The sequence below is a fragment of the Streptococcus sp. HMSC10E12 genome, from assembly GCF_001807855.1.
Lineage (GTDB): Bacteria > Bacillota > Bacilli > Lactobacillales > Streptococcaceae > Streptococcus > Streptococcus salivarius.
Genome location: NZ_KV791104.1, coordinates 324,417 through 338,604, shown reverse-complemented (window position 1 = coordinate 338,604; position 14,188 = coordinate 324,417). Strand labels below are relative to the sequence as shown.

Annotated in this window: 15 protein-coding genes, 3 tRNA genes and 1 other RNA gene (1 of these 19 running past the window's edge); 3 read left to right on the top strand and 16 right to left on the bottom strand. The window is 40.0% G+C overall.

Annotation, left to right across the window (positions count from 1 at the left end):
• Window positions 1-47 precede the first annotated feature (47 nt).
• From HMPREF3112_RS11085 to argF, 7 genes are all read right to left on the bottom strand, one after another.
• The gene (locus HMPREF3112_RS11085) at window positions 48-188 is read right to left on the bottom strand and encodes a FeoB-associated Cys-rich membrane protein (RefSeq protein WP_002890392.1); all 141 of its coding nucleotides are present in this window, start codon (window positions 186-188) and stop codon (window positions 48-50) included.
• Window positions 189-205: 17 nt separating this feature from the next.
• Window positions 206-2,344, bottom strand: a complete 2,139-nt coding sequence (gene feoB / locus HMPREF3112_RS08300) for a ferrous iron transport protein B (RefSeq protein ID WP_048675091.1) — start codon at window positions 2,342-2,344, stop codon at window positions 206-208.
• Window positions 2,341-2,817 (bottom strand): ferrous iron transport protein A, encoded by a 477-nt coding sequence (locus HMPREF3112_RS08295; protein WP_037599232.1) that lies wholly within the window; start codon window positions 2,815-2,817, stop codon window positions 2,341-2,343. Before HMPREF3112_RS08295 ends, feoB begins: the two co-directional genes overlap by 4 nt.
• Before the next feature lie 171 nt (window positions 2,818-2,988).
• The gene (locus HMPREF3112_RS08290; protein WP_002886191.1) at window positions 2,989-3,723 is read right to left on the bottom strand and encodes an amino acid ABC transporter ATP-binding protein; all 735 of its coding nucleotides are present in this window, start codon (window positions 3,721-3,723) and stop codon (window positions 2,989-2,991) included.
• Window positions 3,723-4,403, bottom strand: a complete 681-nt coding sequence (locus HMPREF3112_RS08285; protein WP_002886081.1) for an amino acid ABC transporter permease — start codon at window positions 4,401-4,403, stop codon at window positions 3,723-3,725. Before HMPREF3112_RS08285 ends, HMPREF3112_RS08290 begins: the two co-directional genes overlap by 1 nt.
• Window positions 4,404-4,716: 313 nt before the next feature.
• On the bottom strand, window positions 4,717-4,947 hold the full coding sequence (locus HMPREF3112_RS08280) for a DUF1797 family protein (protein WP_002885970.1): 231 nt from the start codon (window positions 4,945-4,947) through the stop codon (window positions 4,717-4,719).
• A gap of 68 nt (window positions 4,948-5,015) precedes the next feature.
• Window positions 5,016-5,996 carry an ornithine carbamoyltransferase gene (gene argF, locus HMPREF3112_RS08275; protein ID WP_048675988.1) on the bottom strand — a complete coding sequence of 327 codons (981 nt, stop codon included), beginning with the start codon at window positions 5,994-5,996 and terminating at the stop codon, window positions 5,016-5,018.
• A 242-nt stretch (window positions 5,997-6,238) separates the two neighbouring features.
• Here argF and HMPREF3112_RS08270 point away from each other — a divergent pair, with 242 nt between their 5' ends.
• From HMPREF3112_RS08270 to HMPREF3112_RS08260, 3 genes are all read left to right on the top strand, one after another.
• Window positions 6,239-8,509 (top strand): ATP-dependent Clp protease ATP-binding subunit, encoded by a 2,271-nt coding sequence (locus HMPREF3112_RS08270; RefSeq protein ID WP_070439201.1) that lies wholly within the window; start codon window positions 6,239-6,241, stop codon window positions 8,507-8,509.
• A 142-nt stretch (window positions 8,510-8,651) separates the two neighbouring features.
• Entirely contained in the window at window positions 8,652-9,110 is a 459-nt protein-coding gene (locus HMPREF3112_RS08265) for an NUDIX hydrolase (RefSeq protein WP_002885978.1), read from the top strand.
• Window positions 9,111-9,119: 9 nt separating this feature from the next.
• On the top strand, window positions 9,120-9,422 hold the full coding sequence (locus HMPREF3112_RS08260) for a DUF1827 family protein (RefSeq protein ID WP_002885967.1): 303 nt from the start codon (window positions 9,120-9,122) through the stop codon (window positions 9,420-9,422).
• 45 nt (window positions 9,423-9,467) lie between these two features.
• Here HMPREF3112_RS08260 and HMPREF3112_RS08255 read toward each other — a convergent pair whose 3' ends face one another.
• From HMPREF3112_RS08255 to HMPREF3112_RS08220, 9 genes are all read right to left on the bottom strand, one after another.
• Complete coding sequence (locus HMPREF3112_RS08255) at window positions 9,468-10,430, bottom strand: Gfo/Idh/MocA family protein (RefSeq protein WP_048675993.1); 963 nt, start codon at window positions 10,428-10,430, stop codon at window positions 9,468-9,470.
• A 79-nt stretch (window positions 10,431-10,509) separates the two neighbouring features.
• The gene (locus HMPREF3112_RS11770; protein WP_239682184.1) at window positions 10,510-10,695 is read right to left on the bottom strand and encodes a hypothetical protein; all 186 of its coding nucleotides are present in this window, start codon (window positions 10,693-10,695) and stop codon (window positions 10,510-10,512) included.
• A 33-nt stretch (window positions 10,696-10,728) separates the two neighbouring features.
• Window positions 10,729-11,193, bottom strand: coding sequence for a TVP38/TMEM64 family protein (locus HMPREF3112_RS08250; RefSeq protein WP_239682185.1), 465 nt, complete (start codon window positions 11,191-11,193; stop codon window positions 10,729-10,731).
• Between the two features lie 82 nt (window positions 11,194-11,275).
• The gene (locus HMPREF3112_RS08245; protein WP_048675996.1) at window positions 11,276-11,896 is read right to left on the bottom strand and encodes a DUF3862 domain-containing protein; all 621 of its coding nucleotides are present in this window, start codon (window positions 11,894-11,896) and stop codon (window positions 11,276-11,278) included.
• A 45-nt stretch (window positions 11,897-11,941) separates the two neighbouring features.
• Window positions 11,942-12,291: a transfer-messenger RNA gene (ssrA, locus tag HMPREF3112_RS08240) on the bottom strand.
• A 252-nt stretch (window positions 12,292-12,543) separates the two neighbouring features.
• Window positions 12,544-12,615, bottom strand: a tRNA-Arg gene (locus HMPREF3112_RS08235).
• Between the two features lie 68 nt (window positions 12,616-12,683).
• Window positions 12,684-13,886 carry a 30S ribosomal protein S1 gene (gene rpsA, locus HMPREF3112_RS08230; protein WP_003094841.1) on the bottom strand — a complete coding sequence of 401 codons (1,203 nt, stop codon included), beginning with the start codon at window positions 13,884-13,886 and terminating at the stop codon, window positions 12,684-12,686.
• Window positions 13,887-14,006: 120 nt separating this feature from the next.
• A tRNA-Gln gene (locus HMPREF3112_RS08225) sits at window positions 14,007-14,078 on the bottom strand.
• A gap of 68 nt (window positions 14,079-14,146) precedes the next feature.
• Window positions 14,147-14,188, bottom strand: a tRNA-Tyr gene (locus HMPREF3112_RS08220) (it continues 61 nt past the right edge of the window).

Below are 14,188 nucleotides of genomic sequence, written 5' to 3'. Positions count from 1 at the left end.
ATGGTCTCTTAAATGAATAAGAGACCATTTTTCTATATATTATTTTATTAGCGATTAGCCTTATGCATTTCTTCCTTAACCGGACAAGAACACTCGCAATCGCCACAAGAGCCTTTGCCTTTGATATAGTGACGGATGCCAAGACCAGCCAAAGCAAAAATAATGAAAGCAATGATAAAGGTAGACATAACAATTCCTCCTAAACCTAAATATGAGCTTCTTGAAGATTATCCAAGCTAATGATTTGATCCTTAATCTGACGTGGTTTACGAACAACAAAGTAAATCATCGTTACTAAAAGTAAGAAAGCAACAAAAGTCCAAATTGTCATTGACTTACCGTACAGGATGACTTGACCAAACTGGTAAAGGATTAAACTCACACAATAAGCTAGACCTGTTTGGAAACCGATAGCCCCAACCGTCCATTTCAGATTGGCCATTTCACGCTTAATAGCTCCAATAGCCGCAAAACATGGTGCACAAAGCAAGTTAAAAATCAAGAAGGAAAAGGCAGCTAAGGAAGAATAATCTCCTCGTAGAGCCTCAGCCAGACCCACCTCACTGCTATTATGATAGAGAATACCAAAGGTGGCAACAACGGTCTCCTTGGCAGCTAAACCTGTAAGAGCCGCAACTGTTGCCTTCCAATTTCCAAATCCGAGTGGGTCAAAAATCCAAGACAAGCCCTTACCTAAAGTCGCCAAAATGCTAACTTCCGTATCTACAGTATGTAGGGTAAAGTTGTAGTTAGACATAAACCAGATAAGAACGGTCAAACTGAAAATGATGGTTCCCGCACGTTTGACAAAACTCATAGCCTTACCAAAAGCATAACGCAAGACTGACATGGCTTTAGGCCAGTGATAGGCAGGCAATTCCATAATAAACGGACTGGTTAAACCACCTAAAAAACTCGTCTTTTTGAGGGCAATACCCGATAGGATAATAGCAGCCATCCCAATAAAATAGGTACTTGGTGCTACTAAAGAATTACTAGGGAAGAAAGCTCCAGCAATCAAGGCAATAATTTCCAACTTGGCCGAACAAGGCATGAAGGTTGCCGTCATAATGGTAATGCGACGGTCCCTTTCATTTTCAATGGTTCGACTAGACATAACCGCTGGCACCCCACAACCTGTAGAAATCAACATAGGAATGAAGGATTTCCCAGAAAGTCCAAAACGACGGAAAATACGGTCCATAACAAAGGCAATACGACTCATATATCCAATGTCCTCAAGCACGCCCAAACAGATAAAGAGCACAAAAATTTGAGGAAGGAATCCTAGTACTGTCCCAATCCCAGCGACAATCCCATCAACAATCAAAGACTTAAGCCAGTCCTGAACTTGAAGATAGTCAAGACCAGAAGTTACCAAATCTGGAACATACTTACCAAAAAGCACATCGTTAGCCCAGTCTGTCCACATGGTTCCAACAGTTTGGATAGATAAGAAATAAACCAAATACATAACTGCTGCGAAAATTGGCAAGGCCAAAATACGGTTGGTGACAATCCTATCAATTTTGTCCGACAAAGTCAGAGCAAAATCTTCTGTATGACTTTGAGCCATCTGACAAACTCGTTCGATAAAGGCATAACGCTCATTAATGACAATTGACTCCGCATCTTCGGTGAAAACTTCCTCAGTGATACGAATGATATCTTTGATTTCTTTTCGTTGGAATGGGGACAAGTCTAGCTCAGTCTCAACTAAAGCATCGTGTTCAAAGAGTTTAATGGCATAAAAACGCGCAGACCTTTGCGGTACCGAATTTCCCAAAACTTCCAAAATTTGTGAAATAGCAGCTTCTAATTTATCGTCATAAATTGGAAAGGCAATATCATCAACTGTAGAGGTTGTCGTATGAGCTGCCTTCTTCACAACCTGATCAACACCAGTTTGCTTGAGAGCACTAGTAGCTACTACTGGGACGCCTAGATGATAAGATAATTTATCAACATTAATCTGTTTTCCCTGAGCCTCTAAAACATCACTCATGTTAAGCGCTAAAGTGACTGGAATACCTGTCTCAATCAACTGCGTTGTCAGATAAAGGTTACGCTCCAAATTTGTCGCATCGACTACATTTAAAATGCTGTCGGCCCTTTGGCTCAACAAATAGTCGCGCGCCACCTTTTCTTCAGGACTATAGGGTGACATTGAGTAAATCCCTGGTAAATCCTGGATTTCTAAATCCTTATTCTTTTTGACCAGACCACTTTTTCGTTCGACAGTAACACCCGGCCAGTTACCAACACGCTGATTGTTCCCTGTTATCAGGTTGAATAAACTGGTTTTACCACTATTAGGATTACCTATTAATGCAATTTCTGTCATTTTTCCTCTCCCTCATCCAGCATGACCACACTAATCATTTGCGCTTCCGACTTGCGTAGGGTTAATTCATACCCTCTCAAGCTAATTTCAAGAGGATCTCCCAAAGGGGCTACCTTACGCAACAACACTCGAGTACGCTTTGTAATTCCCATATCCATAAGACGTCGTTTGGTTTCATTGGCTGAAAAAATATCAGTTACGATAGCCGAACGTCCAACTGGTAATTCTGAAAGAGGTATCTTTTCCTGATCTTCCTCCGCAGGTGCCAAATCAATCTTATCCAGAATCGACGCATCAAAGGCTAAGCGACTCCCTTTAACGATAATAATAGCACTGTTCTTGGTCTTAGTTACCACCTCAATCGTTTCACCGGCAGCCAACCCTAGGTTAGATAAGTGTAAAAGACTATCCTTAGGGAGGTTAATGCCAAGAATCCGGTAAGGCGTTTTTAAGGCCGCATCATATATGAGCATATTTCTTGACCTACTTTATTATTTTTGATATGGCATCATTATAGCATATTTATCCATCTTTTCCGCAATATTATCCTAAACAAGAATGATTCTAGAAAAGCAGAACACAAAAAGAAAAGGCCGGAAAAGTTCCAGCCTTCACAAACAATGTATACATACTTAATGAATATCTTACAAAACTTTACTCAAGAAATCCTTGGTACGATCTTCCTTAGTATTGTCGAAAATCTCTTGTGGTGTGCCTTCTTCGACAATGACACCGCCATCCATAAAAATAACACGATCAGCCACTTCATAAGCAAAGCCCATTTCGTGGGTAACGATTGCCATTGTCATCCCTGACTTAGCAAGGTCCTGCATAACTGCAAGAACTTCACCAACCATTTCTGGGTCAAGGGCTGATGTTGGTTCGTCAAACAAGAGAACATCTGGATCCATAGCCAAACCACGTGCGATAGCAATACGTTGTTGCTGACCACCTGATAGACTTGTTGGGTAGGCATCTGCCTTATCTTTCAAGCCAACCTTTTCTAAAAGTTCCATAGCCTTTGCTTCTGCATCAGCTTTAGAAACACCTTTAGTCTTAATTGGTGACAAGGTGATATTTTCTTTAACTGTCATATTAGGGAAGAGGTTAAACTGTTGGAAAACCATTCCCATCTTCTCACGCATTTTGAAAATGTCGTTATTTTTATCTGTAATATCCACACCTTCAAAGGAGATAACACCTTTTGTAGGTTTCTCAAGCAAGTTCATTGAGCGTAGGAAGGTTGATTTTCCTGATCCTGAAGGACCGATGATAACCACTACTTCACCTTTTTTAATATCTAGATCAATCCCTTTGAGAACTTCATTCTTACCAAAATACTTGTGAAGATTTTTAATCTCAATAATTGTTTCTGCCATTATTTACGTCCCTCCCCAAGTCGTTTTTCCATTTGTTTCAAGAGTGCCGTCATAGCTGTTGTCACAATCAAATAATAGAAGGCTGCGAACAAGAGCGGTGTCAAGGTCAAGTAGGTTGTTGTTGCAACAGTTTGTGCACCATTCCACAATTCCATAACCCCGATGGTTTGCAAGAGCGAACTATCCTTGATAATAGTAACAAACTCGTTACCCAAGGCAGGCAAGATATTTTTAATAGCTTGAGGCAAGACCACATAACGCATGGTATTCCATGGACGGATTCCAAGTGAGTAGGCAGCTTCAACCTGACCTTTAGGAATAGACTCGATACCTGCACGCACACTCTCAGAAATATAAGCACCACTGTTCAAAGAAAGGACGATAATACCTGGAACGATACGTGACAAATCAAGGTTTAAAATACCAAACTGAACAGTTGGGAGATTCATGTGGATAAGGTTAAAAGCAATCATAATCTGCACAACCATAGGAGTCCCACGGAAAACCCAAACATAAAGGCTTACCAACCACTCCAAAGGTTTGATTCCAGAACGCTTGGCCAAGGATACCAAAACCCCAAGGATGGTTCCGAAGAAGACCACGCAGACCGAAATCATAATTGTTACTAAGACACCATAGTTAAAGTAAGACCAAAACTGTGGTAGAAATGAAAAATTCATCTAGATACTCCTTACTAATATTCTTCAATATTATATCAGAAGACTGTATAATAATAAAGTATTTTCTTATAAATGCGATATTTCAGTATAAAAACTAAGTTATAGACCTAGCTATCAAAACTCTCAAGCAATACACCTCATGTATTTCCAAGACGACACCACGCCAAAAGCTTTGCCAATGAGTTGAAACACTGACTGTTTTGACAAGCCATACAAGCATCACCCCATGCTTTCATCCTGATAAAAATGCCTGAAACTCGATAGTTTCAGGCATTCTGATTTTTGGAACCTTGTAAAGTTCCAAAATAATTTATTAGTAAAGCAAATCGTAGATTTCCATTGCAATCAAGTCGATACTATCAAATGAATAAGATTCACGTGCTTCAACGTCACGCAATGTGAAAACTGGACCATTTTCAGGATCGTTGCTAAATGATACTTCGGCAACAACCACTCCTTCACGTTCAAAATTACGTTTCAAATTACCACCATCAGCCGCCATCATTTCAAGACGGTTAATGATTCTCACCAAATGTGATTCCATGTTATTTCTCCTATTAATTGTGTATTTCTTACTTATTTTATCACACTTATGGGAAAAATGGGGGAATTTTAAATATTTTTCAAGGAATTGTACATAATGGCCTTGATAGAATGCATACGATTCTCAGCTTCTTGGAAGATGATATCACTGTATTTTTGGAAGACTTGATCGGTGATTTCTAACTCTGCCAAACCATATTTGTCATAGATTTCTTGCCCAATTTGGGTATTGAGATCATGAAAAGCTGGGAGACAGTGCATAACGATGACATCTGGATTTTCCGTCTTGGCAAGTAGGTTTGCATTAATTTGATAAGGCAGGAGTAAATCAATACGAGATTTAAAGTCTACTTCTTCACCCATTGACACCCAGACATCCGTATAAAGCATATCCACTCCCTTGACCTCTGAAATATCATCTGTAATGGTTAAATCGGCACCATTATTATGTTTCTGAGCTAGGGCTACAATCTCATCTTCGGGTTGCAGCACCTCTGGGGCAATAATCTTGACATTAACGCCTAAAATAGCCGAAGTGACTAAAAGTGAGTTGGCCATATTATTTCTACCATCTCCAATATAGGCGATGGTCAAACCTTCCAAACTACCAAAACGCTCCTTCAAAGTCATGAAATCCGCAATCATTTGCGTTGGATGCCAGGTATCCGTCAAACCATTCCAGACCGGAACTCCTGAGTACTTAGCCAAGTCTTCGACATCTTCTTGCTTAAAACCACGGTATTCGATTCCATCAAACATAGAACCAAGCACCTTGGCTGTATCAACTACAGATTCCTTTTTACCTAACTGAATGTCTCCAGCACCAAGGTAGGTCACATTCATACCTAGATCCTGACCAGCCACTGTAAAAGCTGAGCGAGTTCTTGTAGATGTTTTTTCAAAAATCAGGGCAATATTTAAGCCATCTAAATATTTATGCGGAATTCTTTCCTTCTTTAGCTGTTTAAATTTTATAGATAAATCGATTAACTCCTCAAGTTCCTGCTTGGTAAAGTCGATTTCTTTCAAAAATGATTTAGCTTGTGTCATAGGTATCTCTCTTTCGTTCTGAATAATATAAAAACATTATATAATATTTATACATTTTAGACAAGAGTTTTTGAATTAAAATTCAATGTTAGCACTCTTGTTAAGAGAGTGCCAAACCTAGATGCTTTTTACTTGCAATCTACCTTCCGCATGCTATAATGGAGTCATAGATTTGACCTTTTTTGACCAAGATTGTTTTCAATAAAGGTCTTTCCCAATTCAGATAGAAAAGAGGTACTGATATGCTCTGTCAAAACTGTAACCTTAATGAAGCTAGTATTCATTTGTATACCAATGTAAACGGTAATCAGCAACAAGTTGACCTCTGTCAAAATTGTTATAAAATCATGAAATCTGACCCAGAGAACCCCCTCAATCAATTCAATCAAACAGGAGGTTCCAACTTCTTCGATGATTTCTTCAGCGACCTAAATAACTTCCGTTCTTCTAACGGCGATCTTCCCAATACACCTCCAACACAAGAAGGTGGTAACCGAGGAAACGGTGGCAATACACAAGGGCCAGGCCGTCCAGGAGGACCACGCCAACAAGCTCCTCAACAGCCACAAGGTCTTCTTGAAGAGTTCGGCATTAACATCACTGACATCGCTCGTCGTGGAGACATTGATCCTGTTATTGGTCGTGACGAGGAAATCATTCGTGTCATCGAAATTCTTAACCGCCGCACCAAGAACAACCCCGTCCTCATCGGTGAACCCGGTGTCGGTAAGACTGCTGTTGTTGAAGGCCTAGCTCAAAAAATCGTTGACGGTAGCGTGCCACAAAAACTCCAAGGCAAACAAGTCATCCGTCTTGATGTGGTCAGCCTGGTTCAAGGGACTGGTATTCGTGGCCAATTTGAAGAACGCATGCAAAAACTCATGGAAGAAATTCGTCAACGTCAGGATGTTATCCTATTTATTGATGAAATCCATGAAATCGTAGGAGCTGGTAATGCTGGTGATGGCAATATGGATGCTGGAAACATCCTAAAACCCGCTCTTGCTCGTGGGGAACTTCAACTGGTCGGAGCAACAACACTCAACGAATACCGCATCATCGAAAAAGATGCTGCCCTAGAGCGTCGTATGCAACCAGTTAAGGTTGACGAACCAACGGTTGAGGAAACCATCACTATTTTGCGTGGTATCCAACCTAAATATCAAGACTACCACCATGTCAAATACACAGACGAAGCTATTACTGCAGCTGCAGAATTGTCCAACCGCTACATTCAAGACCGCTTCTTGCCAGACAAGGCCATCGACCTTCTCGATGAAGCAGGTTCTAAGATGAACTTGACCCTCAATTTTGTTGATCCTAAAGATATCGACAAACGTTTGATTGAAGCTGAGAACCTAAAAGCTCAAGCTACTCGTGACGAAGACTTTGAAAAGGCTGCCTATTTCCGTGATCAAATTGCTAAATACAAGGAAATGCAAAAACAAACCATCAAAGACCAAGATATGCCTGTCATCACCGAAAAACATATCGAAGCTATTGTGGAACAAAAAACCAATATTCCTGTCGGTGATTTGAAAGAAAAAGAACAATCACAACTTCTTAGTCTTGCTTATGACCTCAAATCACATGTTATTGGACAAGATGCCGCAGTTGATAAAATCGCAAAAGCTATCCGTCGTAATCGTGTCGGATTAGGTGCTCCAAATCGCCCAATTGGTAGCTTCCTCTTTGTAGGTCCTACAGGAGTCGGTAAAACTGAACTCTCTAAACAATTGGCTATTGAACTCTTTGGTTCAGCTGACAGTATGATCCGTTTCGACATGTCAGAATACATGGAAAAACACGCCGTTGCCAAATTAGTCGGTGCCCCTCCAGGATATGTCGGTTACGACGAAGCTGGTCAGTTAACTGAAAAAGTCCGCCGTAATCCTTATTCACTCATTCTTCTAGATGAGGTTGAAAAAGCTCACCCAGACGTTCTTCACATGTTCCTCCAAGTTCTTGACGACGGTCGCTTGACTGATGGTCAAGGGCGAACTGTAAGTTTCAAGGATACCATCATCATCATGACTTCAAATGCTGGTACAGGTAAAGTAGAAGCTAGCGTTGGCTTTGGAGCTGCCCGTGAAAATCGTACCAATTCTGTGCTTAACCAGCTTGGAGATTTCTTCAGCCCTGAATTCATGAACCGATTTGATGGTATTATCGAATTCTCTGCCCTTAGCAAAGAAAATCTCCTTACTATCGTTGACCTCATGCTTGATAATGTCAACCAACGCTTGGCTAATAACGGTATCCACCTCAGTGTAACTGAGAAAGTTAAGGAAAAATTGGTTGACCTTGGTTACGATCCTAAGATGGGTGCTCGACCACTACGTCGTACCATCCAAGATCATATTGAAGACGCTATTACTGACTTCTACCTTGAAAATCCAAACGAAAAAGATCTCAAGGCAGTCATGACTTCAAAAGGCCACATCACCATTAAGTCTGCTAAAAAAGCCGAAAAAACTGCTCAGAAAGCTGAGACAGCAAAAGAAACTGATTAAATAAAGAAACCAAGTCGCAATGACTTGGTTTCTTTATCTTTTCATTTCCTATTTTCAAATTTATCCCTAATTCTGCCTAAATCAATAGGAAAATGAGCAAAATTTTAGTATAATATAGGCAAATAAACGTAAGGAGCAACTCATGAATCCAACATTTGGTGACAAGGTTGAGGGAGCTCATTATCAAACACGTTACGGTGTTTATGCTGTGATTCCTAACCAAGAAAAGACAAAGATTATTTTAGTCCAGGCTCCTAACGGGGCTTGGTTTCTCCCAGGTGGAGAGATTGAAGCAGGCGAGGATCACTATAGCGCATTAGAACGCGAGTTAATTGAAGAACTTGGGTTTACAGCCACTTTAGGCCAGTACTATGGCCAGGCCGATGAATACTTCTATTCAAGCCACCGTGACACTTACTATTACAATCCAGCCTATATTTATGAAGTTGTAGATTTTTCAAAAATTGGCAAACCTCTCGAAGATTTCAATAACCTGGCCTGGTTTCCAATTGATGAAGCCATCGCTAAACTTAAACGTGGCAGTCATAAATGGGGAATCGAACAATGGAAAGAAACTAACACAACAACTGGCAAATCCTAGGAGGAAACTATGAAACTCATTAATACGACCCGTACACACCAAGAACTCGTTCAAAACCAACTAGACAATACAGATGCCTTTCTCGTAGAGACCTACTCTGCTGGAAATACTGATGTTGTCTTTACACAAGCACCTAAGCATTATGAACTCTTGATTTCAAATAAACACCGTGCTGTTAAAGACAATGAATTAGAAGTTATCCGTGAATTCTTCCTCAAACGAAAAATCGACAAGGATATCGTTTTGATGGACAAACTCAGAACAGTACACACTGACAAATTGATTGAGATCTCATTCCCAACAACTGTATAAGACAAAACAAGCAATGGCTAATACCACTGCTTGTTTTTTTGTATGTTACAAAGCTTTCGAAGCTTGATCCAGAACTTCCATAACCTGACGACTATGTTCCAACTGCTTGGCAACACTGTCAAAATCCTTGGTAGCCACCATCTTTTCAAAAGCCACAAATTCATCATACATACGATGTTGTGGACTATTAAGATTAGCCGTTCTCTCTTTCTGACCATTGAGAGTGACTCCAATCTCAGGAAGAGTATTGGTTGCACCAAAAATGGTAATAGCTCCCTTATCCCCTTGAATAGTTGAACGAATCTCTGCACTACAGTCTTTAGCTCCAATGGCAACAGCCTTAAAGTTACCATAGTCCAAAACTAGAATTCCTGACGTATCTACTCCTCGCTCCACATTAGGTAGATATTCCACACGATTAGGCTTTCCAAAAAGGCCAACCAGGAGATGGATATTATAGACATTCAAATCTCTAAGTGCTCCCCCACCCATTTCAGGGTTGAAGGCAGGAGCAATCTCTCCTCGCTTAAAGGCATCATAACGTGACGAATATTGTGAATAATTGATATTCACAATCTTAACATCCCCAATATCAGACAAGGCTTCCTTGATCGCTGTAAAATTAGCCAAATATTGATTGGTAATAGCCTCCATCAAGAGAAGCTCTTTTTCTTGAGCAAGCTTAGCTAGCTCTTCAAACTCTTCCAAATGTAAGGTGAAGGGTTTCTCACAGATAACATGCTTGCCAGCCAAAAGCGCTTTCTTAGCATAGTCATAGTGGGTATGGTTGGGCGTTCCCACATAAATCGTATCAACTTCTGGATTGGACAAAATTGCCTCATAATCACTAGTCGCCTGAGACAAACCATATTGCTTAGCTAGGGCTTCAGCCTTATCAAGTGAGCGTGGTGTCGACAAGATAGCTTCAAGCTCAATGCCCTCAATAGTTGTTAACACAGGAAGAACTTCTGTCACAATCATCCCTGTACCCAATAGTGCAAGTTTCATCAACTTACCTCCTTAATTTCTAATCTCTCTTTGAAACGGACTAACACTAAGGACAAACGCATGTGTGTTAAATTCTTCTTTAGTTACTTGAATGAAGCTCATTTTTTTCCTTCCTAAAATGGATAAAGTAAATGACGAGTGAGATAAAAAGCAAGATGGCAAGTACTGCCACTAATGGCATTCGGATTGGACGGACATTAAGCAACAAATCTCCACTAACTGCATAAACAATCGAGACTGGCGTCACTCCAATAAGGGTTGCCAAAATCCTCGTCCTTGTGGGTAAATTCATCTGAACTCAAGCATAATTGACCAGAGCTGATGGTATAAAAGGAATAGAGAAGGCTAAAGAAATCCCAATAAAACGATGCTTAAAGTTTTCAATATAGTTTAAGAGTTTCTCCATACGTTTGGACTTCTCTGGCTTTTCAAGTCTTCTCAGAATTTCAAAACTAGTCAAATTTCCAAAAGTATTACCAATAATATTCATCGGAATCGCAAGCAAAGGGCCATAGAGTAGCCCAACAAAAATACAAAAAATAGAACTTGAAACTCCAGGAATAGCTGATGACAGAATCATAAGACTAATAAGAATAAGTGCATTTTGGAAATTAGCCTGCTTAAAAACTTCTCTTAAAAAGGCTTGATCATGCTTAGCGTTGATCCATTCCTTGATTAAGGGGATGAAGTTATTTAAAAGAGGCCATAAGAACACCAGTATTAAACCTGCTATCCCTATAAAAAATAGTCTTTTTTTGGTCATTACATCTCCACAATTTTAATCACTCCTTTTATTATAACAAAAAAATGCCTTCATTGATTTAGAAAGGCATTTTTTACTGTGATTACTTGTTAATCAAATTTGCTTGTGACTTGTTTTCCAAGGCACCATTTTTAAAGTTAAGGGTAAGGCTACCTGTTTCACCCTTCTTAGCGACAAGGTTTGATGACCAAAGAGCCTGTGTCATTGTTGCATCTGAAGAGACAGCGATTGAATAAACATCCGGTGTGCCAAGCGTTTTGACAGCATCATCATAGCTAGTTCCATTTTTGAGGTTTTCATACATCTTCAGTGTGATTTTGGGATCACGGACGTAAGAAAAGTTTGAAATTGACTTAACGACAGTGCTATTGTTAAAGAGTTTCGCTGTAACCACAACATTGTCATACTGCCAATTATAAACATCAAGCTTAGCATCTCCTGCTTGCTCCTGACCAGTTGATGAGGGTTCACCAAACCAGCCCTTCAAGCTATCAAGATTTGAGCCTCCTGAGAATTCTTGAGAAGCATTTGCCATGGTGATTTTATCAAAGTTCTGGCGAACATTCCCGTGCTTAACAGTTAAAATCTTTGAAGCCTCATTATCCAGAGATCCCTTCGACTCAGTTTTAGACGAAGATTTTCCACAAGCAGCTAGAGTAAAAAGTGAGAGACCTAAAACGGTCAAAGACAAAAGTTTTTTCATAATAAATTCCTATATACACAAATAAAAGGCTGACGCCTCAAGTATTTATGGAGCCGGTGGGAGTCGAACCCACGTCCAAACACCTGCCAACATATTCGTCTACAACCATAGGTTATGTCTTTCATTTAACAGATAGACGACACATAACTCAAGCCTTCTATCTGCGAGCCTATAAATCTCTTTTCAACCAGCTAGGCAATGGTCAAACGTAGCTTATAAATCAATAAAACCTCTAAACAAACATAAGCTATCTGCTAGAAGTCACGCGAGCAGGTGTTTAGGCTGCTACAGCGTAAGAATTAGTATTTTTTGCAGTTATATTTAACTGAGCGTTTACGTCGCCACACGAGTCGCAGAATATGCCTCATAATGCCTGTCGAATCCGTAACGACCCCAATATGAGATACTGAGTATTATATCAAATTCTTTAATAAATTGCAAAAGATTAGCCAAACTGTCTCCCCCAATAAATCCACTATAGAGACGCTAATACAGTAGTCAACTTTGATTTTAGGATAAGCTAGTAGCCATTCATCTGTATGTTTGCCTTTTTCCTTTCAACACTAAAAGATTTTACATAATAATTTCACTAAAACTTAGCAACTAAAAAAACGTTGAGCGAACAAATCTTTCAACGTTTTCCTTTTTGCACCCTAAGGGAATCGAACCCCTATCTCAAGAACCGGAATCTTACGTGATATCCATTACACTAAGGGTGCTAACAGTATACTATTATAGCATACTCTAAAATAGAAAAAAAGACATGTTTCCATGCCTCTTTTTTATCTTACAATTCGATATCTCCGAAAAGATCCGCCATTGAGAATCCAGATTGAGTTTCTGGAAGTTCGTAGTCACGTTTTTCTTGACGTTTTGGACGACGTGGACGTGATTGACGTTTTTCGTTGTTTTCGCCTTCAGCGTTAGCTGGACGTTCTTCAAGCGCTTTGATAGAAAGTGATACACGTTCTGCATCAGCGTTTACTTCAAGAACTTTAACAGTAACGTCTTGACCTACTGAAAGAACATCTTTTGGATTTTCAACACGTTTGTGTGAAATTTGAGAGATGTGAACAAGTCCATCGATACCTGGCAATACTTCAACGAAAGCACCGAAGTCAGTCAAGCGTTTAACTTTACCTTCGATAACATCACCAGCAGCAAGTTTTTGTTCAACGCCATCCCATGGTCCAGGTGTTGTTGCTTTAAGTGAAAGTGATACACGTCCTGCTTCTTCGTCGATAGCAAGAACTTTAACTTCAACTTCATCACCTACAGATACAACTGATTTAGGTGAAACGTTACGTTCGTGAGACAATTCAGTCACGTGAACAAGTCCGTCAACACCACCAAGGTCGATGAAAGCACCGAAGCTTGTCAAACGAGCAACTTTACCAGTTACGATTGAACCAACTTCAAGTTTAGAGAAGACTTCTTTACGAGCTTCTGCAGCTTCAGCTTCAACAACTTCACGACGTGAAAGGATGAAACGGTTTTCAGCTGGATCAACTTCTTTAATTTTAGCGTCAAATTCTTGACCTACAAATTGTTCAGTGTTACGAACAAAACGAGTATCAATCATTGAAGCTGGAATAAATCCACGAAGACCTTCAAATTCAACTGAAAGTCCGCCTTTAACAGCGCGTGTTCCTTTAACAGTAACAACTTCTTCTTCACGACCAACAAGTTTATCCCAAGCTTTGCGAGCTTCCAAGCGTTTTTTAGATACAAGGTAAGTTACAGTATCAGTATCTTTACCAACAACTTGACGAAGAACAAGCACTTCAAGTGTTTCACCAACTTTAACAAGGTCTGCAACGTTTGCGTCACGGTCGTTTGTCAATTCACGACGTGTCAAAACACCTTCGATACCAGTTCCTTCGATAACAACATTTGCTTGATCATTATCTACTGAGATAACTTCAGCTGTTACAACGTCACCTGTGTTAACTTCGCTAACACTGTTTAGCAATTCTTCAAATTCGTTCATTCTAAAAAGATCCTCCAACAAGAGCCAGCCAATTCTGACCCTTGATAACAATATATTTTTAAAGGTACCCGCAAAGACAATGGTTAACATAGACGGTGCCAATGCACCCGATACCTTTTACTGGGGTAGCTGGATTCGAACCAACGCATGAGGGAGTCAAAGTCCCTTGCCTTACCGCTTGGCTATACCCCAATAGCAAAATGCTATAAAAAAACATCTAAGTACTTGATATCGACTATCCCGATTCAGTTTCTTAGACATGGAGAGAGAGGGATTCGAACCCCCGAACCCGAAGGAGCGGA

What these genes read in the sequence shown, in the direction of transcription:
- HMPREF3112_RS08270 (WP_070439201.1), top strand. Translation starts at nt 6,239, where the DNA reads ATGCTCTGTCAAAACTGTAACCTTAATGAAGCTAGTATTCATTTGTAT.
- HMPREF3112_RS08250 (WP_239682185.1), bottom strand. Translation starts at nt 11,193, where the DNA reads ATGACCAAAAAAAGACTATTTTTTATAGGGATAGCAGGTTTAATACTG.
- HMPREF3112_RS08290 (WP_002886191.1), bottom strand. Translation starts at nt 3,723, where the DNA reads ATGGCAGAAACAATTATTGAGATTAAAAATCTTCACAAGTATTTTGGT.
- HMPREF3112_RS08245 (WP_048675996.1), bottom strand. Translation starts at nt 11,896, where the DNA reads ATGAAAAAACTTTTGTCTTTGACCGTTTTAGGTCTCTCACTTTTTACT.
- HMPREF3112_RS08265 (WP_002885978.1), top strand. Translation starts at nt 8,652, where the DNA reads ATGAATCCAACATTTGGTGACAAGGTTGAGGGAGCTCATTATCAAACA.
- HMPREF3112_RS08295 (WP_037599232.1), bottom strand. Translation starts at nt 2,817, where the DNA reads ATGCTCATATATGATGCGGCCTTAAAAACGCCTTACCGGATTCTTGGC.
- feoB (WP_048675091.1), bottom strand. Translation starts at nt 2,344, where the DNA reads ATGACAGAAATTGCATTAATAGGTAATCCTAATAGTGGTAAAACCAGT.
- rpsA (WP_003094841.1), bottom strand. Translation starts at nt 13,886, where the DNA reads ATGAACGAATTTGAAGAATTGCTAAACAGTGTTAGCGAAGTTAACACA.
- argF (WP_048675988.1), bottom strand. Translation starts at nt 5,996, where the DNA reads ATGACACAAGCTAAATCATTTTTGAAAGAAATCGACTTTACCAAGCAG.
- HMPREF3112_RS08260 (WP_002885967.1), top strand. Translation starts at nt 9,120, where the DNA reads ATGAAACTCATTAATACGACCCGTACACACCAAGAACTCGTTCAAAAC.
- HMPREF3112_RS08280 (WP_002885970.1), bottom strand. Translation starts at nt 4,947, where the DNA reads ATGGAATCACATTTGGTGAGAATCATTAACCGTCTTGAAATGATGGCG.
- HMPREF3112_RS11085 (WP_002890392.1), bottom strand. Translation starts at nt 188, where the DNA reads ATGTCTACCTTTATCATTGCTTTCATTATTTTTGCTTTGGCTGGTCTT.
- HMPREF3112_RS08255 (WP_048675993.1), bottom strand. Translation starts at nt 10,430, where the DNA reads ATGAAACTTGCACTATTGGGTACAGGGATGATTGTGACAGAAGTTCTT.
- HMPREF3112_RS08285 (WP_002886081.1), bottom strand. Translation starts at nt 4,403, where the DNA reads ATGAATTTTTCATTTCTACCACAGTTTTGGTCTTACTTTAACTATGGT.